The organism is Pasteurella sp. P03HT (genome assembly GCF_054052285.1).
On sequence record NZ_JBSIUM010000005.1, the window covers coordinates 158593 to 182281 of the forward strand.

Sequence of the window (23689 nt, forward strand, 5' to 3'; positions counted from 1 at the left end):
CTAACCCGACAACCTTATACATCACTACAACCTAAACCAAGAGGCAATAATGAACTATAGAATGCTATTGATTGTATCTTTTCTGACTCTGATGGTGGGAGTCGGCGGAATTTTCTTCATTCCAACCGAAGAAACCGTGGTAAATATCATTAATACCACAGAATCGACCACCGTAGAGAAAAAACCAGAAAAACTGATCAAAATCGCCGAGTTAAAACGCGATATTCACCCAGGAACCCTACTACAAGTAGAAGACTATTCCCTGAGCGAATTAAAAGTGGAAGAAGACAATCCACTGGTTAACAGCGATTTAACCCAGTTATTAGAAAAAACACCGTCCAAAAGTTTACAAGGACACCTTATCGCACAAAGTCTTAAAGCAGGCTCACTGTTGTCAGAAGCGATCCTCATTTCACCAGAGGACCCGAAATTCTTAATCAGCAGTTTAGATCCCAAACAAGAAGTCGCATACCGTGTCTATCTTAAACCGACGGAGCGTTACATTTTAGATACTGTACGCAGCGGCGACTACGTCTCCGTGTATAACCAACAAATCGCCAAACGTTCACGCGATGACACCGTTGAAAAATACACGTTACTCAAACTGTTTAATGATCTGGTCGTGTTACAAGTCAAAGAATTTGAACGCGTCGTTGATGAAACGAACCAGAACCAAAAACCAACCCAACAACAAGACGAATTATCTGAACAATATATTGGATACATCAGTATCAAAGTCAAACCAGAACAAGCCAAAATGTTTTATTCACTGGAGCGAGACGCACAGTTGATCGTCCTCCCTTCAACGAATCAAGCAGAAAGCATCAATAAACGTGGCACGTTTATTAGAAAATTAAGAGGGAATGAATAATGAAAACCAAAAAAACGAAAAATAAGTTGCTGTCGCGCTTAGTTGTCGGCTTAGGAAGCATCTTATCCCTAACCGTGTCGGCACACACATTCAATTTAGAACAAGGCGGAACCAAATTAATTCGTACCGATCAAAAAATTGATACCATTTTCGTGTCGTCGCCTAACGTTGCCGATTATGAAATTCTAGATGACAACACCTTCATTATTTATGCCAAAGAAGAAGGACGTTCAGAAGTGACCGCATTCGATGCAAACGGCGCACCACTGACGACAGATTTTGTGAATGTGAACAACGTGATTAACAATATTCATGATATCACAGACGCTAATCGCCAAATCAAAGCGCGTTTCCCAAATTCTGATTTGTCCGTGAAAAAAATCGGTAAAGCCTACGTCATCGAAGGCAAAGCCGTGAGCCAAGAAGAAAGCGACGAAGCACACCGTATCGTCGGCGAAGCACTGGGCTCAGGCAAAAAAGTCACCGAAACCACCTTAGGCGATCAAACCATTCCATTTTTGGAGAAATACCAATTTGATGGTGTCGTGAATAACGCCAACGTGCGTGAAACCACACAAATTAACGTCAAATTATCAGTGGTTGAAGTCAATAAAAAATTAACCGAAGCCCTTGGCATTAACTGGGGACGTCTAGCCGATGTACACAAAGGCACTTTATTAGGCGGCAGCTGGTCGGGCAAAGGCGGCTTTGACGGCTCAGGTTCGATTTTACAATTAAGTGCACCGGGAGTTTCAGCCTTCATCACCGCGTTAGATAACCAAAATAACGGCAAGATCTTAGCGGAACCTAATATCTCTTTATTATCAGGTGAGACCGCAGATATTTTAGTCGGTGGAGAATTACCGTTTGCACAAAAAGAAAATGGCGGCGGTACCAATATTGTGTATAAGGAATTTGGTGTCAAATTAAACGTTGGTGCCAAAATCCAAAAAAATAACCGCATTCGTTTAGCGTTAGATCAAAGCGTTAGTAGCGTTGCGGGAAACTATTCTCATGGCAGCATTGGTACCGTCCCATTTTTTAATACACGTCGTGCTAAATCGATTTTTGAAGTTGCCGACGGAGAAAGCTTTATCATCGGTGGCTTATTTAGCTCACAAGATGCAGAAGGCGTGAATAAAGTGCCAATTTTAGGTGACTTACCTATTTTAGGCTCATTCTTCCGCAGTGCAAAAACCGACAGAGAAGACAAAGAACTTGTGATTGTAGCAACCGTTAACTTGGTTAAACCCGTTCAAGAAAGCGATATCGTGTATCCGACTTTTGAACAAACAGGAACCATGGAACGTTTCTTCAACGTAACACCAATTAAAAATATCTATCACAAAACCTTAGGGGCGAATTTCTTAAGAAATGGAGGATTTATTCAATGAGAAACATCGTAATGAGCTTGGCTGTCCTGCTCTCATTCACATCAGCACAAGCGATGGCATTTTCTAAACATGAATTAGTCAATCCAAATTTAGCACAACCGACACAGCTTGATGACTTGAGTCGAGTGCAATTAGTGAACCGTTATGTGCTATCCGATGAATCTGATGTCGCCTACCACAATGTCGTCCGTGCGGTAGTCAGAGATATCGGCAGTGATAACAGCAAGAAAGTCCAAATTGTTTGGCATGATCACGCGTCACAAAAAAGCGCGAGCCAGCTTCGCCACGCGTTAATAAAAAAAGGGATCGAAGAAAAGTCAATTCAACTTGTGCGTAGTCAGCACGAGAAAGCCAGCTATCCACTGTATGTAGAAGTGACCAAAATCGGCGCGAAAAAAATGAATTGCCCTGTCGATACCGCAGAAAACATGATGAGCTGGGATGGAATGAACGCGTGTGCAACAAAAAATAACTACCGTGTTCAATTAAAATATTAATGAGTAAAAAAGAAATAAAAGGGATTTTTTATGTTATTGCTTGATAAGGAAAGTATAGCAGTTGACACTGTCCGAAAAATCGTAATTGTTTCGCGTCAAGAAAGCGTACAATGCAACGTCGCGCAAACATTACGTACTCGCGGATTAGAAAATGTAGAGATCATCAACACTGACTTTTTATCATCATCAAATCTCACATTTAACGCCGAAGAAGTTGTCGGAGTAATTGTGGATATCGCTCATGAAACGGATGTAAAAGTCATTTCTGAAAATGTTTACAGTGTCGTACCTCAAAATGTGTGGTGCTGTGTTGTCGGACAAAGCGATTCGATCTCACTTGCCCAAAAATTAATGGATGAAGGCATTCCGTATTTCCATTCTGAAACCCAATTAAATCAGATGGTGGCGAAAATTGTATCGGGAGTCAATATTCCCTTTGTTCGTAACACCGTCAAAATTGCCGTACTCAGTTGTAAAGGGGGCTCAGGCGCAAGCATGATCAGCGCCCACTTAGCCAACGAGATCGCACTCCACAAAAAAGTACCCGTGCTATTAGCACAGGGCGTAAATGGGTCGCAAGATTTAGAGTTATTATTTGACCGAAAATTACAAGGTGATGTTGTCCCTTATATGTCTAATCTAGAACTCTATAGTGGTTTACCATCACGTTTACCGGCATCAACCACCGATAAATATAATTTTATCATTTACGATCAACCTATCTTCAATAGTCACAAAGAAGAGTATTCAAAATATTTAGAATATAGCAATAGTTGTGTGCTCATCGTAGAACGTACCTTAGCGTCATTACGTGTGGCAAAACAATTCTTAGACGAATGCGATCGTGTCAGAAACGCCACAGGGAAACCAATTCGTACGTTTATCTGTATTTCTGATAACAGTCTTGAAAAATCGAAACTCATTTCAACCAGTGATATCGAAACCTTGTTGAAATGTCCTGTCGATGTCGTGATCCCATTCTTGAAAAAAACCGATGCGAAAACCGTCCTTGACGTCAATTTAGGGCGTTCAGGTAAAAAAGAGATTCATTCATTAATGATGAAAGTCGTCGGCGCGGTATCACGTCAAAGAAGACGCTCAGAAAAACAATCGTTTTTGGAATTGCTACGCAAGACCATCATGGGTAACTAAACAGAAGATAAGAAGATATGTTGACGAGAGAACAACAAGTTTTTTTTAGAAACGAGTTGCTGAGCAACTTGGATATCGAAAAAATCGACCAAGTCCAAAGTGAGAGAAGCAAACTCGTAGAAGAATTAACCCAACTCGTGTATCGAGTCGCGGGGAATATTTATGTCACCTCTGCAGATGCCTTATTTATGGCAGAGAATATTGCAGATGAAATCGGCGGTTATGGACCGATTAGAGAGCTGATGGAAGATGATACCGTCAATGATATTTTAGTGAATGGTCCAAACGATGTTTGGGTGGAAAGAGCGGGTATCTTACAAAAAACGGACAAAGTCTTTATTAGCAATGAGCAGCTAACCGATATTGCCAAAAGGTTAGTGGCGAGAGTCGGTCGCCGTATCGACGATGGGAGTCCACTGGTGGACTCTCGTTTGCCTGACGGTAGCCGTTTGAACGTCGTAATTGCACCGATTGCGTTAGATGGAACTTCTATTTCAATTCGTAAATTCAGTAAATCCAAAAAATCCCTACAAGAATTGGTGAATTTTGGATCGATGACGAAAGAAATGGCAAATTTCTTGATTATCGCCGCAAGATCACGTGTGAATATTATTGTATCGGGCGGTACGGGTTCTGGTAAAACAACGTTATTGAATGCGTTATCAAATTATATTTCGCCACAAGAGCGCGTGATTACCTTAGAAGATACTGCCGAGCTACGTTTAGAGCAACCTCATGTTGTGCGTTTAGAAACGCGATTAGCTGGGGTGGAACGAACAGGGGAAATCTCGATGCAAGATCTCGTAATTAATGCCTTACGTATGCGTCCTGAACGAATCATCGTCGGGGAGTGTCGTGGTGGTGAAGCCTTTCAAATGCTACAAGCTATGAATACGGGCCATGATGGATCTATGTCAACTCTGCACGCCAATAACCCACGTGATGCTACGGCGCGTTTAGAAAGCATGGTCATGATGTCAAATGCGTCTTTACCGCTTGAAGCGATTCGTCGCAACATTGCCTCTGCAGTAAACATCATCGTACAAGCATCGCGCTTAAATGATGGATCGAGAAAAATCATGAACATTACCGAGTTAATGGGCATGGAGAATGGACAAATCGTGATGCAAGACATTTTCTCTTATCAACCAAGTAAATTCCGAGATGAAAATGGCAAAATTACGGGAGAGTTTATTTCTCATGGTTTATTAACACGTTCAGTTGTCTATCAAAATGCTCAAGTCTTTAATTTAAGTGATGAATTACAAAGCATTTTTGAGGGCGATTAAATGGTCTTAATGTATTACTTGATCCTCGCGTTTGGTGTGGTGTTGTTTTTATATACCGCACTCGCTTGGAGAACAACCCGAAAAAAAATACATGCCAATGATGTTTCATTAAGTAAAAGCGCGAAATTGATGCTTGCAATCAAGACCAAGATCGCGCTGTGGCAGTATTACTTTATTGCGGGGGATAAGAAGAAATTAGTTAAACACATTGTGATAAGCGTCTCGGCGTTCTTCGTGTTGTTTTTTATTAATTTGACGTATTTCCGTTTAGAAAGCGGTCTTTTTGTTCAAATCTTCTTACTCCTTTTCATTGTTTTCGTATGGAAGTTTGGTCAGTACCGTACCCAAAAAATGTTTAATGCCATGTTCCCAGAAGTGATTCAAATCATGAATGCAGCAGCAACAGGGGGCGCAGGGCTTTTGCAATCATTAGAACGCTGTGGCAGGGATCTTACAGGACCACTCGGCGAGGAGTTTAAAAGCATACATAAGCGTTTATCACTCGGTGAAGAACCAATGTCTGTTTTTGATGACAGCTATACTCGCTATCCCTATAAAGAGTTTTACTTCTTTATCACGATTATCCGCACAAACTTATCAAAAGGTGGACAAATCAGAGAGGTGATTTCTCGTTTAGGGCGTGTGATTGCGGACAGTAAAAAGATGGAGCAAAAAAAGAAAGCGATGACATCAGAAGCGAGAATGTCAGCATTCATTGTAGGGATGTTCCCGATTGCTTTCTTCTTATTTATGCAATTTGCCATGCCAGAAAACTTTGATTTCTTAATCAACGATCCAAGTGGTCAAGTCGTGCTCTATTACGTATTTGGTAGTGAGCTATTTGGTATGTTGATTATTTGGTGGCTAATGAGGAAGTCAACATGACAATGAAATTTCTCTTATTTTATGTGTTGCTCATCATTTTTGGTCTTTCCGTCTTATTTATTACGTTATCTAACAAAAAGAAATTAGAGCGCAATAGAAATATTTTGGCGGGTGAAATACCGAATGAAAGGGATGAGGAAAGCGCAGAAAAAGGTAAAACCAAGCAGCAAGTTGAATTAGAGTTATTGCTTATTAACAATAACCCTATTTTGAAAGTGCTTGGGATGATTGATAAAAATATACGCGTTAAGTTGTTACTGACGGCATTATTATCTGGCGTGTATTACTTATATGCGTTGAAAAATAACCTCGACTTTGTCGTGGGGTTAGCGGCGATTCTGTTTTCTATCATTGTGATCCCTGGGATATTAACCAATTCAATTTTGAAAGCAAAAATTAAGAAAATCATGGTGGATCTACCAGGGTTTATTGATTTAGTGGCGGTGAATGTCCAAACTGGGATCAGTATTGATGCAGCGTTAAAACAAGTTGCAACAGACTTTAAAAAGCTTAATCCCGATTTGACATATGTGATGTTAAGGATCATCCGAAAAGCAGAACTCACGAGCTTGTCTCAAGCCTTACAAGATCTTTCGATTTCGTTGCCGACAACCGAAGTCAGAATGTTTTGTACCGTATTACAACAAAGTTTAAATTTTGGTTCATCTATTTATTCACATCTCATTCAATTATCAGCAGATATTCGTGAGATGCAATTATTGATTATCGAAGAAAAATTAGGAACATTGTCGGCAAAAATGAGTATTCCACTGATTCTCTTTATTATGTTCCCAATTATCATTTTAATTTTAGCACCAGGTATTATGAGGGTATTTCCAAATGTTTTCTAAATTAACAAAAAAAACCGCATTATGTATTTTAGTTTTGTCTGTCGCAAGTTGTTCGACAATGAATGGGAAGAAAAATACGATGCCAGCTCAGGACAGTGTCGCTGCAAAAGAAAGCTTGTATGAAAATACACAAAATTATTCATCTTTGATTTCCCTTTATCGTGATGTCTTAAAAGAAAAAGAAGATCCCGTCACACGCTACAAATTAGCGCAAACTTACTATTTACGTGGTGATAGCAAATCTTCTTTATTATATTTAGGCCCGCTATTGATGGACACCACGAAAGTTGATGTTCCTGCGAAAATCCTTCAAATCAAAAATTTAATTCAGCTAGAAAAATTTTCTGAAGCGATCGCGGTAGCAAATGATTTACTGACACATGCCAATAATAATGGCGAAATCTACAATTTAAGAGGGATTGCGCATGCACAAGAAGGGAATTTAGAGCAGGCGTTGAGCGACATTAATCAAGCTAGACAATATTTTATTAGTGACAATGTAGCGATTAATAATTTAGCCATGTTAAGTATTATCAATGGGGACTTTAACAATACGGTATCGCTGTTATTACCACAATATTTGAATGGGGTGAGAGAACCGCGTTTAGTACATAACCTTGTTTTTGCCTTAGTCAAAAATGGTAATGTGGATTATGCCAAAGATATTATCGTGAAAGAGCGTTTAAACGCCTCGCCTGATGATTTAATCAATGCGTTGAAAAAAACTACGACTTTCTCAAAAGGCGTGCGTCGATAATAAGGGTTTGATATGAAAAAATTTCTATCAAATAGTAAAGGAACATCTACCGTCGAATTTGCATTAACCATTGCGTTTTACTTATTCATTGTGATGTTCATTTTTGAATTTTGCCGTTTAGCTATTGCGACGGCATATTGGGATCTCGCCATTATCGAAAGTGTTCGGATCGCCAAAAATGAACAAGCGGATGAAGCAAATTATGAAAAAGTGTTCAAACAAGTTTTAACTGAACAGAAAAAATTCAGTGATGAATCCACGATGGGCTATTTGGCAATGTTGGAGAAAAATGACTTTGATGTCAAAGTGCAATATGTCGATTGCCCAGAAGAGATTAATTGTTTGGGGAACCTTTTAAAAGATCAGTTCCGTCAACCTAAAAAAATAACTAATGGCAGTTATTTACAAATTGCACCTAATGGACGTTTAGCTACGTTGGCTCATTATTCTTTAAAATATAATTACAAATTTGTAGTGCCGTTGCCGTTTATTCCGAAATCTTGGTCAGAGGCTGTGATGAATCGTGAATTTGTTGTGGTACAAGAATTTGAGCGTTCTAGCTTTAAGCCAGGCAAAAAGAAAACCAGTTAGGGTGATCTTTTGAAAGCTATCTTGTGAATGATGTTATAGAGCGATATATGAAAGAATTGAGTTTATTAGACCTAAAAAGGTTTTTACGCAATAAAAAAGGTGCAGTGACCATTGAGTTTATTTTTATGGCAATGTTTTTAATCTTTTTATTTGCTTTCCTGTTTGATTTAGTGATGTTGCGATCCACCTTGGGTAAATTGGATAATGCCTCTTATACCCTAGTCAGTATTTTACGTGAGCGCTCACAACTTTATAATCGAGAGTATGTTATTAGTGAGGATGACTATAAGCAGTTCAGTAAGCTTGCTAAAAAATTGATTTATGGTAATGCTGACAGCAATAAGAGACTAGATGTTGTCCTAGAGTACTGGACTGAAGGCGATAAGCAACAAAATGGACAAAATAGTGGAAATCCTTCAGGAAAGCTTGATGGTAATAATGGAGGAGGTCAGTGTCAACCATATCGTCAATTGTCCAATTTGACCTATTTATCGCCACGTTCTGAATTGAACAACGAAAGGAAAATTCCGCTGTATCAAGTGACACTTTGCCTTGAAACGCATAGTTTATTTGAAGCGTTATTGTTAGATAAATCTCAGCGATCAAATGGACTGATGCGTTCTTCATCCGTGTCGGTATCACGATAACTGTGATGAGAAAATCCCTTGGTTTTGCCAAGGGATTTTTTTATCTGATGCGGATTGTTGTGCGATGACTAACTTGCTGTTGGGGTTAGCCTATAAAAAGGGATTAACATGTTATGTTAATCCCTTGTCGCGCTAACAATCAGAATTAGAGTTTATCAGCGTGTTGTTTTAAATATTTCGCTACGCCTTCTGGGCTACCTTTCATCCCTTCTTTGCCTTTTTCCCATTGTGCTGGGCACACTTCGCCGTGTTCTTCGTGGAATTGTAACGCATCAACCATACGAAGCATTTCGTCGATGTTACGACCTAGTGGAAGATCGTTTACAACTTGGTGACGAACTACCCCGTTTTTGTCAATTAAGAATGATGCACGTAATGCTACACCAGCTTCTGGGTGTTCAATACCGAATGCTTGTGCAACTTCGTGTTTGATGTCGGCGACTAACGCGTATTTTACTTCACCAATCCCGCCATTTTCGACAAGGGTTTTACGCCAAGCATTGTGGCTGAATGCTGAGTCGATTGATACACCAACGACTTCTACACCGCGTTTTTTAAATTCTTCGTAACGGTGATCAAAGGCGATTAATTCTGATGGGCAAACGAATGTGAAATCAAGTGGATAGAAAAATACCACTGCAGCTTTGCCTGCGATATGTTGTTTAAAGTTAAAATTCTCAACGATTTCACCATTACCTAATACTGCGGCTGCAGTAAAATCAGGTGCCTGACGAGTTACTAATACCATAGTCATAATCTCCTGTTAATAAATTAAACAAATCAATTCTGTTAGCGAAACGCTACAGAATAGCGGTTTTATTTTAAAGAAAGTTCACTCGTTTTGACAGTTGTTTTTGCCTATCGCTTTATTCGGAATATTTTTAGGTTGGGGGAGAGAAAAAGGGGAGAAAAATGCGTTGTCTTTAGACCGCTGAAAACCGACCTACACGTTGATTACTTTAGTAAAAGAAATCAGTGCGGTCGGTTTTTTTATTTTTTATAAGAGAATGCTACCGATAACAGCCAGCGCAAACCCCACAAGACCAATTAAGGTTTCCATCACAGTCCACGTTTTGAGGGTGGTTTTTTCATCCATTTCTAAAAAACGACTGACGAGCCAGAAACCCGAGTCATTGAAATGAGAGAGGGCGGTCGCACCAGAAGCAATTGCAATCACGATAAAACATAGATCAAATTGGCTTAAGCCTGTTGTCGCGGCTACCGTTGGGGCAATTAACGCGGAGGCGGTGGTGAGTGCCACAGTCGCAGAACCTTGTGCAACACGTAAGGCGAGTGCGATGATAAACGCGGCAACAATCACTGGAAGCCCAGTATCAGAGAGCATGCTAGATAACTCATTACCAATGCCACTTGCGCGTAATACGCCACCAAACATTCCGCCTGCACCTGTTACTAAGACGATAGCGCAAATCGGACCTAGGGCGTTGTCACAAATTTTTTCAATTTGCTCATAACTGCGTTGATCTTTTAATAATACGATAGCAACGAGTAAGGTAATTAATAAAGCGATAGGGGTTTTCCCGAGTAGGCGTAACCCTGCCACCCATGTTTGCGACCCATCGATCACTTTTGCGACGCTAAGGGTATTTAAACCTGTATCAAGCAAGATCAGGAAAATCGGCAATAATAAAATTAACAGCACTTTACGGAAACTCGGTGGATTTTGTACCGCTGTTTCATTAATCGCATTGCTGCTTAAGAAGCTTTTCGGGAGCGCTAAGTTGATTTTTTTACCTGAATAGAGACCAAATAAATAGGCAGCAATGTACCAAGTTGGGATTGCACAGATTAACCCAACGAGGACGAGTAACCCCATGTTTGCACCTAATAAATCACCCGAGGCAACTGGACCAGGGTGAGGAGGTAAGAACGCGTGCATGACGGCAAATGCCCCCGCAGCAGGCAAGGCATAACGTAATGTTGAACCGCCGAATTGTTTTGCCACACTGAAAATAATCGGTAGCATCACAACAAGCCCCGCATCAAAGAAAATAGGGAAACCAAACAGTAAGGATGCCACACCTAGAGCAAAGGGGGCTTTTTGTTCGCCAAATTTGTTGATTAATGTGTCGGCTAATACTTTGGCACCACCCGTGATTTCAAGTAGGCGTCCAATCATTGCACCGAGACCGACGAGCAGTGCTACTGCGGCGAGCGTATTACCAAAACCCGATAATAATGTCGGTAAAATTTTATCGACAGGGATGTTGGTCGCGAGTGCCGTTAATAAGCTGACAATGACGAGTGCCACAAAAGCATGCACTCTGAATTTCATAATTAATAGTAACAGCAGTAAGACGGCTGCAATCATAATCAGAATTAGCATAGGAAACCTCCTTTGGTGTGTTGTTACTGGTAACATACTTCCTGTATAGATTTTGGTAAAGTGAATTTTTGAACGAGGTATCAAATTTGTGATCTTGTTCAAAGAATCACTGAGGTGATGTTTGAGTGAAGTTTAGTAGGTATTTTCAAACGGCGGATTTGTGTGAGTTAGGTCACAAAAATAGATGTTACCAGTAACGTTTAGTGGGAATTTTCGGTATGGTAGGCAAAAAGTCACGATAAGGAGTGAGCCATGTCAGCAACGAAAGGAAAAAGTTTTATTTTGATGGGCGTGTCGAGTACGGGAAAAACCTCGGTGGGCACGGCGGTTGCACAACGTTTAGGGATTAAGTTGATTGATGGAGACGATCTGCATCCAAGAGCCAATATTCTTAAAATGGGGCAAGGGCATCCCTTGAATGACGAAGATCGTGCGCCTTGGTTAGAGCGTATTCGCGATGCGGCATTTAGTTTGGAGCAGAAAAGTGAGGTGGGGATTATCATTTGTTCAGCGCTGAAAAAACAGTATCGTGATGTTATTCGAGAGGGGAATTCGGTCAAATTTCTGTTTTTACATGGACCTTTTGAGTTAGTATTAGCACGGATGAAACAGCGTAAGGGACATTATATGAAGCCCGATATGTTAAAAAGTCAGTTTGAAACGTTAGAAGTTCCGCAAGCGGATGAGCCAGATGTGATTCATATTAGTATTGATGGCACGTTTGAGGAGGTGGTGGAACGTTGTATTAAGGCGTTAGCCCCGTTAATCTAGAAAATGCTTGTAAGTGACCGCACTATTGGGATGTCTGATATGACTGCCAAAAGTGCGGTTGTTTTTTTAGATACTTTCACCTAAGTGAATGTGGTAGCCTAAGTTAATGATTGCACATTGCTGTGGCATGCCTTGTATCCGATTTAAAAGCTCTTGCGCGGCAACGTTACCAATTTGTAAGCGAGGGGTGATGACAGTTGCTAGTTGGGGAGTCATGGCTTGTCCTACATCGTGACCGTGAAAGCCTGCAATGGCAATCTGTTTGGGCACGCTGATGCCTAAACGTTGGCATTCAAATAAAGCACCAAGTGCCAAGTCGTCATTAGTACAGAAAATCCCATCTAATTTAGGATAGCGCTGTAATGCTTCATGTAATTGTTTCGCCCCTAAGCTAAAAGAAGAGGGCTGCTCAGTGATTAAGCTATGAGGGGATAAACCATGTTTTTTCATGGCTTGTTCATAACCTTGCATTTTGAGGCGCGTTCGTTTGTCCATGCGGGCTGAAAAATATACGATATTGTTATGACCGCGGCTGATCATTGTATCGACCATGGCTTGTGCCGCAGCAATGTTATCAAAACCGATAGCTTGTTGGATGCCGACTTCGCTACATTCCATGATTTCAACGACAGGAATATTGGCGACTTCGAGCATTTTTAAGGTGCGAGCGGTATGGTGATTTTCCGACAAGATTAAGCCGTCAACATTGTAAGAAAGTAAACTTTCGATGCGTTGTTCTTCTTTTTCAGGGCGATAACCATAGTGCGCGAGCATGGTTTGGTAACCAAGACGGTCTGTGATCATTTCAATGCCTTTTATGACATCAGCAAAGACATGGTTAGTTAAGGAGGGGACGAGTACACCGATTGCGCGACTTTTGGCATTAGATAAGATATCGGGAGCACGGTTGGGAATGTAGCCAAATTGTTCAATCGCTTGGGCAATACGACGTTGTGTTTCGGGGGCAACGGCGTCTGGCTGGCGTAAATAACGACTGATTGTCATTTTGGTAATGCCTAAATGGGTGGCAATATCTTGTAGCGTAGGGCGTTTGCGCTTCGTCATTTTTTCTCAATGTCTTTTTTATTTAACTGGCGTATAATTAAGCCGAATTATTGGGTAGGAGGACGGAAAATGCAAGCCAAAAATGAAGAGAATATGCACGCACTTGAGCAAGAAATGAATGATACGATCGCGAGTACGATACGTTTAACTCAGTATAGTCATGGGGCTGGGTGCGGTTGTAAAATTTCCCCAAAAGTGTTGGAAAAAATTCTGCATTCCGAGATGGAAAAATGGGTTGACCCCAATTTGTTGGTGGGAAATGAAACCAAAGATGATGCTGCGGTCTATGATATTGGTCATGGGATTGGGATTATTAGTACAACGGATTTTTTCATGCCGATTGTGGATGATCCGTTCGATTTTGGGCGTATTGCCGCCACGAATGCCATCAGTGACATTTTTGCAATGGGCGGAAAACCCATTATGGCAATTGCTATTCTCGGTTTCCCTATTTCAACCTTACCCGCAGAAGTGGCGCAGAAAATTGTTGAAGGGGGACGTTTTGCTTGTCAACAAGCTGGGATTGCGTTAGCGGGCGGTCATTCAATTGATGCGCCAGAACCGATTTTTGGTTTAGCCGTGACAGGTATCGTATCTACTGAGCATGTTAAACGTAATGCGTCTGCACAAGCAGGGTGCAAATTGTTTTTAACGAAACCGTTAGGGATTGGTGTACTGACGACGGCTGAGAAAAAAGGTAAGTTAAAAGCGGAGCATCAAGGACTTGCGACAAAAATTATGTGCCAAATGAATACGATTGGTGCGCAGTTTGCTGAAGTAGAGGGCGTTACAGCGATGACCGATGTAACGGGGTTTGGTCTATTAGGTCACTTAACAGAAATTTGTGAAGGGTCGAATTTAAATGCTGAAGTCTATTTTGATCACATTAAGACATTAGACGGTGTCGCTCGTTATATTGAAAAAGGCTGTGTTCCTGGGGGAACAGAGCGCAACTTTGCGAGTTATGGGCATAAAGTGAGTGAAATGAGTGCGCTACAAAAAGCGATTTTATGTGATCCACAAACTTCTGGTGGGCTATTAATTGCCGTGAAACCAGAGGCGGAACAGGCGGTCGCTGAACTTGCACAACAGGCAGGTATTGAGCTGATTGAAGTGGGTAAATTGGTCGCTGCGAATCAGGAAAGTGCGGTAAGAATTCAGATACTTTAGCACTAGCTGTGAGCGCTAACTGTGGGGGAATGCAATTTGAGTGGGCATTCCCCTTTGTTATTGAGCGTTTATCTTTTGTTTAAAATGAGATTTGCCATCATTTCAATATGGTGAGGATCTGCATTTAACGCTGGGATATAGCGATAAGAATGTCCACCATTCGCCAAAAAGAGCGCTTTGTTTTCTTCTTCAATTTCTTCTAAGGTTTCTAAACAATCTGCGGCAAAACCTGGGCAGATAACGGCGACTTTTTGAATGTTTTGGCTTGGTGCATGGGCTAAAAATTGATCTGTGTAGGGCTGTAGCCATTCTTCTTTACCAAAGCGTGATTGGAAAGCAAGTCCCCATTGATTTTCTGTGAGTCCTAGACGATCAATGACGGCTAACACGGTTTGTTTACAGTGTTCACGATAATAATCACCCATGTTTTCATAGCGTAAAGGAATGCCATGAAAAGAGAAGAGTAAAAATTCATCAGGTTGAAAATGGGTCTTAATCGACTCCACGAGCGCAGAAATGTAATCGGGATTAAGATGATAAGAATGGATGAAGTCAAAAGGCAGAAAACCACGTTGTTTTTTGATGACATTTGCAACGGCATCAAATACCGCCCCTGTGGTGGAGCTACTGTATTGCGGGTAGAGTGGTAACACGATCACTTTTTCAACTGCTTGCTCTTGTAGAGATTGCATGGCGTTTTCTATTGAAGGTTGACCATATGTCATCCCGATTTCAACCACAATATTTTCTTTTTGTTGAATAAAATAATCTTGTAAAGCGGTTTGTTGAGCACGGCTAATCGCTAAGAGCGGTGAGCCGTTTTCAGACCAAATTGACGCATAATTTTTAGCGACGCGTTTGGCACGAAGAGGGAGAATAATGCCTTTTAACAAGGGATACCATTTATAGCGAGGGAGATCTACAACGCGTGGATCCGTTAAAAATTGCCACAAATACGTTGAAATGGCTTTTGGCGTAGGCTGTGTTGGTGTTCCTAGATTCACTAGAATAACACCGATTTTTTGTTTATTCATGATCGACCACAGAAAGCGTTAAACGTGCGATGCAACAAAGTTTATTTTGTTGATCCCGAATGTGTATTTGCCAGACTTGTACTTTTCTGCCTAGGTGTATTGGGGTGGCGCGTCCAGTGACATTCCCTTGTTTTACTGGGCGCAAGTGGTTCGCATTGATGTCTAATCCCACAACATCTTGATTGTGGTGAATGCAGCAAAAACCTGCCATTGAGCCCAGCGTTTCAGCTAAAGCGACAGACAGTCCACCGTGTAATAACCCCATGGGTTGCGTTGTACGTTGATCAACGGGCATGGTGGCTTCAAGCCAGTCTTCGCCTTGTGCGCTAAATTGTATCGCCAGATGTTCTACCGCACTGTGTCGGCAGAAATGATTCATTTGTTCTAGGGTATAGTCTTTTTTCCAGATCATATTTTATCTACAAGTGTTAATAAGGCTTGTACGGGATGTTTAGGTTGCCATTGTTCTATACGTTTGACTTGGCTACGGCAGGAATAACCCGTTGCCAAACAATATTTTGGATCTTTGCCCGTTAATTTCGTTGCCCAAGAGAGTGCATAGATGTCCTTGGACATTTTAAGATGCGCGGTTTCATGTCCAAAAGTGCCAGCCATGCCACAACATCCCACGTTTTCTACTGTCAACTGTTGCCCAAATTGTGCAAAAATGTGCTGCCATGCTTTTGCGCTACTTGGCAAGGCGGTTGACTCAGTACAATGTGGGAATAAATGCCACTGATATGAGGTCATAGTGCGGTCTGTTTTTAGCCAGTTTTGTAATACACTTTGTGTATCATCAAGTTGATTCTTCAACCATTCCTGTGAGGTGAGCACATGGAAGTCACCGCGTTGGTCCGCTAAAATCTGTGTATACTCATCACGATAAGTCAATACGATCGCAGAATCAACACCGACCATGGCAATATTTAATTGTGCCATACGTGATAAAAAGTCAGCTTGATTTTTAGCAGTTTTAGCAAAACGTGTTAAGAACCCTTTTACATGCTGTGCTTTACCATTGGGTTTGAATGGTAATAAAACAGGTCGGTAACCGAGTTTTTGGGTGAGCGCGACGAAATCAGCCACCACTTTCGCATCGTAGTAAGACGTGAAGGGATCTTGCACAATCAGTAAAACACGTTGTTTTTCAGCCGCACTTAACTGCTCTAATTCTTCCAAGCGGTCACCTTGATAACCAATTTCCACTAACTGTTGAGCCAAAGAGGGCGCAGATAATAGGGGTAAATCGACTAAGCCTAATACTTTTTCGCCAACGAGTTGTGTGAATTTAGCTTGGGTCAATCGATTAAAAATTGTAGGTTTCTTAGCCATTAATGGTACAAGGTATTCCACGTTCGCCATCACATGATCCTTGACGGGACGTAAGTAACGGCTGTGATATAAATGGAAAAATTTCGCCCGAAAATGAGGAACATCAATTTTAATTGGGCATTGACTTGCACAAGCTTTACAAGCCAGGCAAGTATCCATTGCCGCTTTGACTTCGTGAGAAAAATCGTATTCTCCCCGCCATTTTTGGATAGTATGTTGTAGTCGGCGGACGAAATCAGATAATTTTATTTCAGTTTGACGAAAGTCGAGTTCTTTCGGCGTGATATCGGTATTCGCCAGTAAACGTAACCATTCGCGTATAATCGCCGCACGTCCTTTGGGTGAAAATAAACGGTTTTTGCTGACTTTCATGGAAGGACACATCGTGCTGTGTACATCAAAATTAAAGCAAAGCCCATTGCCGTTACAGGTCATGGCACCGTTAAACTCCTCACGAATTTGAATGGGGATCTGGCGATCCTGGTCAGCCCGCATTGGCGATAAAATTGAATAGAGTTCATCTTTGCTCTGTAATGGGGTACAAATTTTACCAGGGTTGAGACGGTTATCTGGGTCAAATAGAAATTTGATATGACGTAACGTTTGCCATAATTCTGGGGTAAAAAATTTTTCACCATATTGTGAACGCATACCTTTACCATGTTCGCCCCAAATTAAGCCGCCATATTGACGAGTGAGGTCTGCGACACGATCGGAGATCTGTTTGAAAAGCATCACTTGTTCTTTATCACATAAATCAAGCGCAGGACGAACATGTAATACGCCCGCATCAACATGTCCAAACATGCCGTAGTCGAGTTGGTGAGCATCTAGTAAGGCACGGAATTGAGCGATGTAATCGGCTAAGTGTTCTGGCGGGACGCAGGTATCTTCCACAAAAGGAATGGGCTTTGCTGCCCCTTGTGCATTGCCTAATAATCCCACAGCTTTTTTACGCATGGCGTAAATGCGTTCAATTGACGCTAAATCCGAACATACTTGATAACCAATAATGGCATCTTGTTGTTGCGCAATTTTTTGGTCTAATTCCGCACAGAGTGCATGAACTTGTTTTTGTATTTTTGCTTTATCGTTACCCGCATATTCCACGATATTTAGACCAAGCGTAGGATGATTATCATCTTCAAGCAGCAATTCATTCACCGAATGCCAAATAATGTCTTGTTTCGCGAGATTTAAGACTTTTGAATCAATGGTTTCGACGGAGAGTGCATTGGCTTTTACCATAAATGGTGCGTTACGCAAGGCGGCATCAAAAGAACGGTATTTAACATTGATTAGCGTACGATATTGTGGAATCGGCGTAAGATCTAACGTGGCTTCACAGATAAAGGCGAGTGAACCTTCTGAGCCTGTTAGCAGACGAGTCAAGTTAAATTCACTTTCATCATGATTAAAGACATTTTTCAGATCATAACCTGTTAAAAAGCGGTTGAGCTGAGGTAAATCTCGAATAATATTTTCACGTTGTGCTTTACAGCGCTGAAAGATGTCTTGGTGTAAGTGTTGTGCTGTTTTTGACAATTTCTGTTGTGCCAGGTTATCAACAAAGTGATCTGTTTTAATTGCTCGTGTTTCTAATATTTCACCATTCATCAGAACAGTGCGTAGCCCTAAAACGTGATCAGAGGTTTTGCCATATTGTAATGAACCTTGCCCAGAAGCATCAGTATTAATCATCCCGCCTAATGTAGCGCGATTACTGGTAGATAATTCTGGAGAGAAGAATAAGCCGTAAGGTTTCAAAAATTGATTGAGTTGATCTTTTACAACGCCTGCTTGTACACGTACCCAACGTTGTTCTACGTTTAACTCTAAAATTGCTGTCATATGGCGTGAAAGATCAACAATGATATTGTGATTGATCGCCTGCCCATTCGTGCCCGTTCCCCCTCCACGAGGCGTAAAGGTTAAGCTTTTGTAAGCTGTTTGTTGTGCGAGCTTTGTGATGATGACGATATCCGCGATGCTTTTAGGAAACAGAATCGCTTGCGGTAATTGCTGATAGACACTGTTATCCGTTGCTAAACTGAGTCGTTCGGCATAGTGCGTCGCGATATCCCCAGCAAAATGTTGGGTCTTTAAGTCGTTTAAATAGTCAGAAATCAAGGGACTCAATTGTGGGATGTCTTGCAAACGAGGTAACATGTTAATCACTCTGTAAATTTTGAAACAATAATGTAAAGGTTAAGTAAATAAGGGTAAGTGTTTCATCTGAAATAAATAATGGACAATTTTATCATATTCACATGCGATGTCGTTGGAAATTTTTTAATCAGTAAAATTTTTTGTGCAAGAGAAAAGAAATCGCTGGGTATTTTAGAGGATTTGAGGTATTTAATGATGATTTTTTAACCTTTTTGGTGTTATTTTTGCTTAAATAATAGCCTTTTACGGAAAAGAATTTGATTTTGTAGAACTAAGGTAGGATAATATAGGGACTTTTGAGAATTCCTTTATGCAGTTAATTAAATAAAGGAAAGAATTTGTCAAAAGAGATTCAGGCAAATTCAAGCCTTATGAAATGTAAAGACTTAGACTAAGTAGGTTAAAAAGAGTTCACTTTTTAATACAAAAAGTTTAAGATGAGAAAGAACACAAATTTTGTGTTTCCAAGTTTTATCAAATGAAAACTTGGTTTTTATTTAAAGATGACTAAATGATAAGAGGATCATCCAAATGAAAAAAACTGCAATCGCATTGACTATCGCTGCACTAGCAGCAGCTTCAGTAGCACAAGCCGCTCCACAAGCTAACACATTCTATGTGGGTGCTAAAGCGGGTTGGGCATCTTTCCACGATGGTTTAAATAAACTTAACTATAGCAACAATGATGTTAGTCTTAGTACTAAAAATGATTCAGTAACTTACGGCGTATTTGGTGGTTACCAAATCACTGATCATTTTGCAGTAGAATTAGGCTATGATGATTTTGGTCGTGCTAAATTAAAATTAGCTCCAAAGGTACAAGCACCAATTGAAAGCATGACTATCGCTAAACATACTAACCATGGTGCACATTTAAGCTTAAAAGCGAGCTACCCAGTGTTAGAAGGCTTAGATGTTTATGCGCGTGTTGGTGCAGCATTAGTACGTTCTGACTACAAAATTGCAGATGAATTAGCTGCAACAGGTGAAATTGTACGTAATCACAGCTTAAAAGTTTCTCCAGTATTTGCTGGTGGTGTTGAGTATGCGTTCATTCCTGAATTAGCATTACGTGTAGAATACCAATGGCTTAAAGGTGTAGGTAAATACAAAACTGCTAGCGGTCACCAAGTTGATTACAGCCCAAGCATCGGTTCTGTCACAGCAGGTTTATCATACCGCTTCGGTCAAACTGTTGCGATGCCAGAAATCGTGAGCAAAACATTTACGTTAAACTCTGATGTCACATTTGGTTTCGATAAAGCAGACTTAAAACCAGCTGCACAAAACGTGTTAGATGGTATCTACGGTGAAATCGCACAATTAAAAGCGGCTTCAGTAGCTGTTTCAGGTTATACTGACCGTTTAGGTGCAGATGCTTATAACTTAAAATTATCACAACGTCGTGCTGACACAGTTGCAAACTACTTAGTTGCGAAAGGTGTTGCACAAAACGCTATCATGGCAACAGGTCATGGTGAAGCTAACCCAGTAACTGGCAACAAATGTGACGCGGTTAAAGGTCGTAAAGCACTTATCGCGTGTTTAGCTGACGATCGTCGCGTTGAAATTGCAGTTAAAGGTAACAAATAATTCATTTGTTAGGCTTATAGCAAGAATTTTAAAAGACCTAAACGTAGTTGTTTAGGTCTTTTCTTTTATTCGTTAATTAAATTTAAAGGAACGTTGAAATGAAAAAGTGGCTTGTATTGATTGTAGTGGCAATTGTTGCTGGGTTTACAGTGATGACCAGTTACAATGGCTTAGTGAAAGCAGAAGAAGAAATTGATTCTGTATGGGCGAATGTGGAATCTTCTTACCAACGTCGTGCGGACTTAATTCCAAACTTAGTGAATACCGTGAAAGGTCAAGCGGATTTTGAGAAAAACACCTTAACGCAAGTGATTGAAGCGCGTGCAAAAGCCACTCAAACAAAAATTGATCCTGCAAATCTGACTGAAGAACAACTTGCTCAATTCCAACAAAATCAAAATGAAGTGGGCTCTGCGTTATCTCGTTTATTAGTGACTGTTGAGCAATATCCTGCATTGAAAGCCAATGAAGGCTTTATGAATTTACAAGCTCAGCTTGAAGGCACTGAAAATCGTATTAATGTTGCGCGTAATAAATTTAACGAAGCCGCACGTATTTATAATCAAAAAGTACGTCAATTCCCAACGAAGTTAGTGGCAATGTTATTTGGATTTAAAGAAAAACCATATTTCAAATCTGTAGAAGGTGCAGCAAATGCGCCAGTGGTGAATTTTAATTAAGAAGAATCAAATGGCTTTATTTTCAAAAATTCCAATTGATAAACAACAAGTTGAGAAAGCCATTTCTCAACTTGAGCAAAAAAGCTCGGCAGAATTGCGTGTTTATGTGGAAAGTAAAATGCCTAAACAAATGAGTTCAGGTGTAGAGCGTGCATTGCAAATTTTTAATGAGCTTGGCATGCAAGAAACCAGCGCGCGTAATGGCGTGTTAATTTATGTCGCCTTTAAATCTCATCAATGCTCAATTATTGGTGATTACGGTATTCATCAATATGTTGGCGAACCCTTTTGGCAGCAACAATGTGATGTGATGATAAGCCATTTTCGTCAAGGCAACTACACACAGGGCATTGTGACTGCAATTGAAAATACAGGAAAAGAGCTTGCTTTACACTTTCCTATTCAACCAAATGATAAGAATGAATTAGACAATGAGGTGATTATCAATGGTTAGATGGCTAAAAAGTGCGGTCATTTTTTTCTCTTTTTTCTTTACCTTATCCGCTTTTGCAGCACAATTTCCCCCTTCGCCTAATCCGTTCCAATATGTGAATGATTACACCAACACATTATCGGCTCGCGAGAAAGGGGCATTAGAGCAAAAGTTAATTGCTTACGGTAAGGAAACAAGCTCACAAATTGCAGTAGTGATCATTCCTTCCACAGAAGAATATGAGATTTCACAGTACACATTTGAGTTGGGCGATAAATGGGGGATTGGTCGTAAGCAATTAAATAATGGCGTACTGATGCTGATTGCAAAAGATGATCGCAAAATGTTCATCGGGGTTGGACAAGGCTTAGAGGGGGTATTGCCTGATGCCTTTTTATCTCAACTCATTCGCCATCAAATTACGCCTTATTTTAAACAAGGTCAGTATGCCGAGGGGATTAATAACGGTTTAAACTACCTTATTGCAGCCAGTAAAGGCGAGTTTGATCCAAACCAAGTTGCAGATGAAGACAGTTGGGAAGATTACATTCCCATTTTTATGGTGGTGGTATTCATCTTATTTGTGGTATTAAGTGACTTACGCGCAACCCCTTACATTAGCCCAACAGGACATCATTCATCACGCAGAGGCAGCACATTCGGGCGTGGCAGTAATTATCGTGGCGGTGGCGGCTTCGGTGGATTTGGAGGCGGTGGCGGATCTGGTGGTGGATTCGGCGGTGGCAGTTTCGGTGGCGGTGGCGCTGGCGGTAGCTGGTAAATAGTTGATTATTGCAGTCGGGTTATTGGTCAGTTTTTTTCTCTGTGCTACAATATCACCGTTTATTTACTTTCGAGGACAATTATGGAAACCTTAGATAAAATCAAAAAACAAATCAGTGAAAACCCTATTCTTATTTATATGAAAGGTTCACCAAAATTCCCATCTTGTGGCTTTTCTGCGCGTGCAGTGGAAGCATTGATGCATTGCAAAGTGCCTTTCGGTTACGTTGATATTTTACAACACCCTGATATTCGTGCTGAATTACCCGCCTACGCAAACTGGCCAACATTCCCACAATTATGGGTGGAAGGTGAGTTAATCGGGGGTTGTGACATCATTTTAGAAATGTTTCAACAAGGCGAATTACAAACTTTATTAGCTGAAGTAGCAGCAAAACATCCACAAGAATAATATCTTAAAGCCCGCAATTTTGCGGGTTTTCTTTTCTCAATCAGCACCACAAATAAAGAATAACTTGTTATAATTCTTTACCAACATCAACTGCATGTTTAGAGAGTTTTATGTCCTTACAGTTTAATTCCGTCGCATTATTATTGGTTGTATTGATTTTGCTCGGCGTATTAAGTAATAACAGCTCAGTGACAATTTCAGCCGCAATTTTGTTATTAATGCAACAAACATTTTTAGCGCAATATATTCCATTTATGGAAAAAAATGGCATTACTATTGGGATCATCATTCTCACGATTGGCGTATTGAGCCCGATTGTGTCAGGCAAAATTCAGCTGCCTGATCTCAGTATTTTCTTAAATTGGAGAATGTGGTTAGCCGTTGCTGTTGGATTGTTGGTTGCATGGCTTGGTGGGCGTGGTGTTAGCTTAATGGGAACCCAGCCGATATTATTAACGGGATTATTAATCGGTACGATTTTAGGGGTGGCGTTTGTTGGGGGAATTCCTGTTGGACCGTTAATTGCGGCGGGGATTCTTTCGTTATTTTTGGGTAAATCATAACGTGAAATAAGGAACAATCGATGAAAAATAAATGGTTATTTATTGCGGCATTAAGTGGATTTTTTTGTATCGCATTTGGTGCATTTGCAGCGCACGGCTTAGAAAAAACACTTTCACCACAAGCCCTTGCGTGGATTGATACAGGTTTAAAATATCAAATGTTCCATACTGTCGCCTTGATGGTGCTTGGTGGGTTACAGGCTTATTTGCGTATTGATTGTGATAGATGCGTTTCGGTGATTGGCACAACCTGGTCATTTGGCATCTTGCTTTTCAGTGGCAGTTTATATTTATTAGCCTTAGGTGCAAGCAAAGCTTTAGTATGGGCAACGCCAATTGGCGGCACATTATTTTTAATTGGTTGGGCCGCATTAGCATATCGAAGTATTAAAAATTAAGTGGT

Annotated in this window: 25 protein-coding genes; 19 read left to right on the forward strand and 6 right to left on the reverse strand. The window is 40.7% G+C overall.

Annotation, left to right across the window (positions count from 1 at the left end):
* Positions 1-49: 49 nt before the first annotated feature.
* From ACWIT3_RS05840 to tadF, 10 genes are read left to right on the forward strand one after another with little or no spacing between them, the layout of a single operon-like run.
* Positions 50-871, forward strand: a complete 822-nt coding sequence (locus ACWIT3_RS05840; RefSeq protein ID WP_457161836.1) for a flp operon protein C — start codon at positions 50-52, stop codon at positions 869-871.
* Complete coding sequence (locus tag ACWIT3_RS05845; RefSeq protein ID WP_457161837.1) at positions 871-2265, forward strand: type II and III secretion system protein family protein; 1395 nt, start codon at positions 871-873, stop codon at positions 2263-2265. The genes ACWIT3_RS05840 and ACWIT3_RS05845 overlap by 1 nt, the downstream gene beginning before the upstream one ends.
* Positions 2262-2762: a protein RcpB gene (locus ACWIT3_RS05850; RefSeq protein ID WP_457161838.1), complete on the forward strand. Its 501-nt coding sequence runs from the start codon at positions 2262-2264 to the stop codon at positions 2760-2762. Before ACWIT3_RS05845 ends, ACWIT3_RS05850 begins: the two co-directional genes overlap by 4 nt.
* 30 nt (positions 2763-2792) lie before the next feature.
* Positions 2793-3914 carry a pilus assembly protein gene (locus tag ACWIT3_RS05855; protein WP_457161839.1) on the forward strand — a complete coding sequence of 374 codons (1122 nt, stop codon included), beginning with the start codon at positions 2793-2795 and terminating at the stop codon, positions 3912-3914.
* Positions 3915-3931: 17 nt separating this feature from the next.
* Complete coding sequence (locus tag ACWIT3_RS05860; RefSeq protein ID WP_457161840.1) at positions 3932-5203, forward strand: CpaF family protein; 1272 nt, start codon at positions 3932-3934, stop codon at positions 5201-5203.
* A complete protein-coding gene (locus tag ACWIT3_RS05865) occupies positions 5204-6088 on the forward strand; it encodes a type II secretion system F family protein (protein WP_457161841.1) in 885 nt (294 codons plus the stop codon). It abuts the gene before it with no gap.
* On the forward strand, positions 6085-6939 hold the full coding sequence (locus ACWIT3_RS05870) for a type II secretion system F family protein (RefSeq protein ID WP_457161842.1): 855 nt from the start codon (positions 6085-6087) through the stop codon (positions 6937-6939). The genes ACWIT3_RS05865 and ACWIT3_RS05870 overlap by 4 nt, the downstream gene beginning before the upstream one ends.
* The gene (locus ACWIT3_RS05875) at positions 6929-7696 is read left to right on the forward strand and encodes a tetratricopeptide repeat protein (protein ID WP_457161843.1); all 768 of its coding nucleotides are present in this window, start codon (positions 6929-6931) and stop codon (positions 7694-7696) included. The genes ACWIT3_RS05870 and ACWIT3_RS05875 overlap by 11 nt, the downstream gene beginning before the upstream one ends.
* Positions 7697-7708: 12 nt before the next feature.
* Complete coding sequence (locus ACWIT3_RS05880) at positions 7709-8287, forward strand: TadE/TadG family type IV pilus assembly protein (RefSeq protein ID WP_457161844.1); 579 nt, start codon at positions 7709-7711, stop codon at positions 8285-8287.
* Between the two features lie 47 nt (positions 8288-8334).
* Entirely contained in the window at positions 8335-8934 is a 600-nt protein-coding gene (gene tadF, locus ACWIT3_RS05885; protein WP_457161845.1) for a tight adherence pilus pseudopilin TadF, read from the forward strand.
* Between the two features lie 145 nt (positions 8935-9079).
* On the opposite strand, the gene ACWIT3_RS05890 is transcribed toward tadF, so the two are convergent.
* Both ACWIT3_RS05890 and ACWIT3_RS05895 read right to left on the reverse strand, forming a co-directional pair.
* Entirely contained in the window at positions 9080-9682 is a 603-nt protein-coding gene (locus ACWIT3_RS05890) for a peroxiredoxin C (protein WP_457161864.1), read from the reverse strand.
* A gap of 249 nt (positions 9683-9931) precedes the next feature.
* Complete coding sequence (locus ACWIT3_RS05895; RefSeq protein WP_457161846.1) at positions 9932-11281, reverse strand: GntP family permease; 1350 nt, start codon at positions 11279-11281, stop codon at positions 9932-9934.
* Between the two features lie 252 nt (positions 11282-11533).
* Between ACWIT3_RS05895 and ACWIT3_RS05900 the strand changes: the two genes are divergently transcribed.
* Complete coding sequence (locus ACWIT3_RS05900) at positions 11534-12052, forward strand: gluconokinase (RefSeq protein WP_457161847.1); 519 nt, start codon at positions 11534-11536, stop codon at positions 12050-12052.
* Positions 12053-12118: 66 nt separating this feature from the next.
* Here the strand turns inward: ACWIT3_RS05900 and gntR are convergent, their stop codons facing one another.
* Positions 12119-13117: a gluconate operon transcriptional repressor GntR gene (gene gntR, locus ACWIT3_RS05905; protein ID WP_046338630.1), complete on the reverse strand. Its 999-nt coding sequence runs from the start codon at positions 13115-13117 to the stop codon at positions 12119-12121.
* Positions 13118-13231: 114 nt separating this feature from the next.
* On the opposite strand from gntR, the gene selD reads away from it, so the two are divergent.
* A complete protein-coding gene (gene selD / locus ACWIT3_RS05910) occupies positions 13232-14287 on the forward strand; it encodes a selenide, water dikinase SelD (RefSeq protein WP_457161865.1) in 1056 nt (351 codons plus the stop codon).
* A gap of 68 nt (positions 14288-14355) precedes the next feature.
* Here the strand turns inward: selD and hemH are convergent, their stop codons facing one another.
* From hemH to ydiJ, 3 genes are read right to left on the reverse strand one after another with little or no spacing between them, the layout of a single operon-like run.
* Positions 14356-15321 carry a ferrochelatase gene (gene hemH, locus ACWIT3_RS05915; protein WP_457161848.1) on the reverse strand — a complete coding sequence of 322 codons (966 nt, stop codon included), beginning with the start codon at positions 15319-15321 and terminating at the stop codon, positions 14356-14358.
* Complete coding sequence (locus tag ACWIT3_RS05920) at positions 15314-15733, reverse strand: hotdog fold thioesterase (protein WP_457161849.1); 420 nt, start codon at positions 15731-15733, stop codon at positions 15314-15316. Before ACWIT3_RS05920 ends, hemH begins: the two co-directional genes overlap by 8 nt.
* Positions 15730-18822 (reverse strand): D-2-hydroxyglutarate dehydrogenase YdiJ, encoded by a 3093-nt coding sequence (ydiJ, locus tag ACWIT3_RS05925; protein ID WP_457161850.1) that lies wholly within the window; start codon positions 18820-18822, stop codon positions 15730-15732. Before ydiJ ends, ACWIT3_RS05920 begins: the two co-directional genes overlap by 4 nt.
* 531 nt (positions 18823-19353) lie before the next feature.
* On the opposite strand from ydiJ, the gene ompA reads away from it, so the two are divergent.
* From ompA to ACWIT3_RS05960, 7 genes are all read left to right on the forward strand, one after another.
* Positions 19354-20415: a porin OmpA gene (gene ompA, locus ACWIT3_RS05930; protein ID WP_457161851.1), complete on the forward strand. Its 1062-nt coding sequence runs from the start codon at positions 19354-19356 to the stop codon at positions 20413-20415.
* A 98-nt stretch (positions 20416-20513) separates the two neighbouring features.
* Positions 20514-21095, forward strand: a complete 582-nt coding sequence (locus ACWIT3_RS05935) for a LemA family protein (RefSeq protein ID WP_046338625.1) — start codon at positions 20514-20516, stop codon at positions 21093-21095.
* A gap of 10 nt (positions 21096-21105) precedes the next feature.
* A complete protein-coding gene (locus ACWIT3_RS05940; RefSeq protein WP_046338624.1) occupies positions 21106-21549 on the forward strand; it encodes a TPM domain-containing protein in 444 nt (147 codons plus the stop codon).
* The gene (locus tag ACWIT3_RS05945) at positions 21542-22309 is read left to right on the forward strand and encodes a TPM domain-containing protein (protein WP_457161852.1); all 768 of its coding nucleotides are present in this window, start codon (positions 21542-21544) and stop codon (positions 22307-22309) included. Before ACWIT3_RS05940 ends, ACWIT3_RS05945 begins: the two co-directional genes overlap by 8 nt.
* 84 nt (positions 22310-22393) lie before the next feature.
* The gene (gene grxD / locus ACWIT3_RS05950) at positions 22394-22723 is read left to right on the forward strand and encodes a Grx4 family monothiol glutaredoxin (RefSeq protein ID WP_046338622.1); all 330 of its coding nucleotides are present in this window, start codon (positions 22394-22396) and stop codon (positions 22721-22723) included.
* A 110-nt stretch (positions 22724-22833) separates the two neighbouring features.
* A complete protein-coding gene (locus tag ACWIT3_RS05955) occupies positions 22834-23286 on the forward strand; it encodes a DUF441 domain-containing protein (protein ID WP_457161853.1) in 453 nt (150 codons plus the stop codon).
* Between the two features lie 20 nt (positions 23287-23306).
* Positions 23307-23684 carry a DUF423 domain-containing protein gene (locus ACWIT3_RS05960; protein ID WP_457161854.1) on the forward strand — a complete coding sequence of 126 codons (378 nt, stop codon included), beginning with the start codon at positions 23307-23309 and terminating at the stop codon, positions 23682-23684.
* The last annotated feature ends 5 nt before the right edge of the window (positions 23685-23689 follow it).

Bases quoted from the DNA above. Each gene is read 5' to 3' on its own strand.
- ACWIT3_RS05890 (WP_457161864.1), bottom strand. From the start codon at position 9,682: ATGGTATTAGTAACTCGTCAGGCACCTGATTTTACTGCAGCCGCAGTA.
- ACWIT3_RS05865 (WP_457161841.1), top strand. From the start codon at position 5,204: ATGGTCTTAATGTATTACTTGATCCTCGCGTTTGGTGTGGTGTTGTTT.
- ACWIT3_RS05920 (WP_457161849.1), bottom strand. From the start codon at position 15,733: ATGATCTGGAAAAAAGACTATACCCTAGAACAAATGAATCATTTCTGC.
- ACWIT3_RS05935 (WP_046338625.1), top strand. From the start codon at position 20,514: ATGAAAAAGTGGCTTGTATTGATTGTAGTGGCAATTGTTGCTGGGTTT.
- ACWIT3_RS05945 (WP_457161852.1), top strand. From the start codon at position 21,542: ATGGTTAGATGGCTAAAAAGTGCGGTCATTTTTTTCTCTTTTTTCTTT.
- ydiJ (WP_457161850.1), bottom strand. From the start codon at position 18,822: ATGTTACCTCGTTTGCAAGACATCCCACAATTGAGTCCCTTGATTTCT.
- gntR (WP_046338630.1), bottom strand. From the start codon at position 13,117: ATGACGAAGCGCAAACGCCCTACGCTACAAGATATTGCCACCCATTTA.
- tadF (WP_457161845.1), top strand. From the start codon at position 8,335: ATGAAAGAATTGAGTTTATTAGACCTAAAAAGGTTTTTACGCAATAAA.
- ACWIT3_RS05900 (WP_457161847.1), top strand. From the start codon at position 11,534: ATGTCAGCAACGAAAGGAAAAAGTTTTATTTTGATGGGCGTGTCGAGT.
- ACWIT3_RS05895 (WP_457161846.1), bottom strand. From the start codon at position 11,281: ATGCTAATTCTGATTATGATTGCAGCCGTCTTACTGCTGTTACTATTA.
- ACWIT3_RS05960 (WP_457161854.1), top strand. From the start codon at position 23,307: ATGAAAAATAAATGGTTATTTATTGCGGCATTAAGTGGATTTTTTTGT.
- grxD (WP_046338622.1), top strand. From the start codon at position 22,394: ATGGAAACCTTAGATAAAATCAAAAAACAAATCAGTGAAAACCCTATT.
- ACWIT3_RS05880 (WP_457161844.1), top strand. From the start codon at position 7,709: ATGAAAAAATTTCTATCAAATAGTAAAGGAACATCTACCGTCGAATTT.
- ACWIT3_RS05845 (WP_457161837.1), top strand. From the start codon at position 871: ATGAAAACCAAAAAAACGAAAAATAAGTTGCTGTCGCGCTTAGTTGTC.
- ACWIT3_RS05940 (WP_046338624.1), top strand. From the start codon at position 21,106: ATGGCTTTATTTTCAAAAATTCCAATTGATAAACAACAAGTTGAGAAA.
- selD (WP_457161865.1), top strand. From the start codon at position 13,232: ATGAATGATACGATCGCGAGTACGATACGTTTAACTCAGTATAGTCAT.
- ACWIT3_RS05840 (WP_457161836.1), top strand. From the start codon at position 50: ATGAACTATAGAATGCTATTGATTGTATCTTTTCTGACTCTGATGGTG.
- ACWIT3_RS05870 (WP_457161842.1), top strand. From the start codon at position 6,085: ATGACAATGAAATTTCTCTTATTTTATGTGTTGCTCATCATTTTTGGT.
- ACWIT3_RS05855 (WP_457161839.1), top strand. From the start codon at position 2,793: ATGTTATTGCTTGATAAGGAAAGTATAGCAGTTGACACTGTCCGAAAA.
- hemH (WP_457161848.1), bottom strand. From the start codon at position 15,321: ATGAATAAACAAAAAATCGGTGTTATTCTAGTGAATCTAGGAACACCA.
- ACWIT3_RS05955 (WP_457161853.1), top strand. From the start codon at position 22,834: ATGTCCTTACAGTTTAATTCCGTCGCATTATTATTGGTTGTATTGATT.
- ACWIT3_RS05875 (WP_457161843.1), top strand. From the start codon at position 6,929: ATGTTTTCTAAATTAACAAAAAAAACCGCATTATGTATTTTAGTTTTG.
- ompA (WP_457161851.1), top strand. From the start codon at position 19,354: ATGAAAAAAACTGCAATCGCATTGACTATCGCTGCACTAGCAGCAGCT.
- ACWIT3_RS05850 (WP_457161838.1), top strand. From the start codon at position 2,262: ATGAGAAACATCGTAATGAGCTTGGCTGTCCTGCTCTCATTCACATCA.
- ACWIT3_RS05860 (WP_457161840.1), top strand. From the start codon at position 3,932: ATGTTGACGAGAGAACAACAAGTTTTTTTTAGAAACGAGTTGCTGAGC.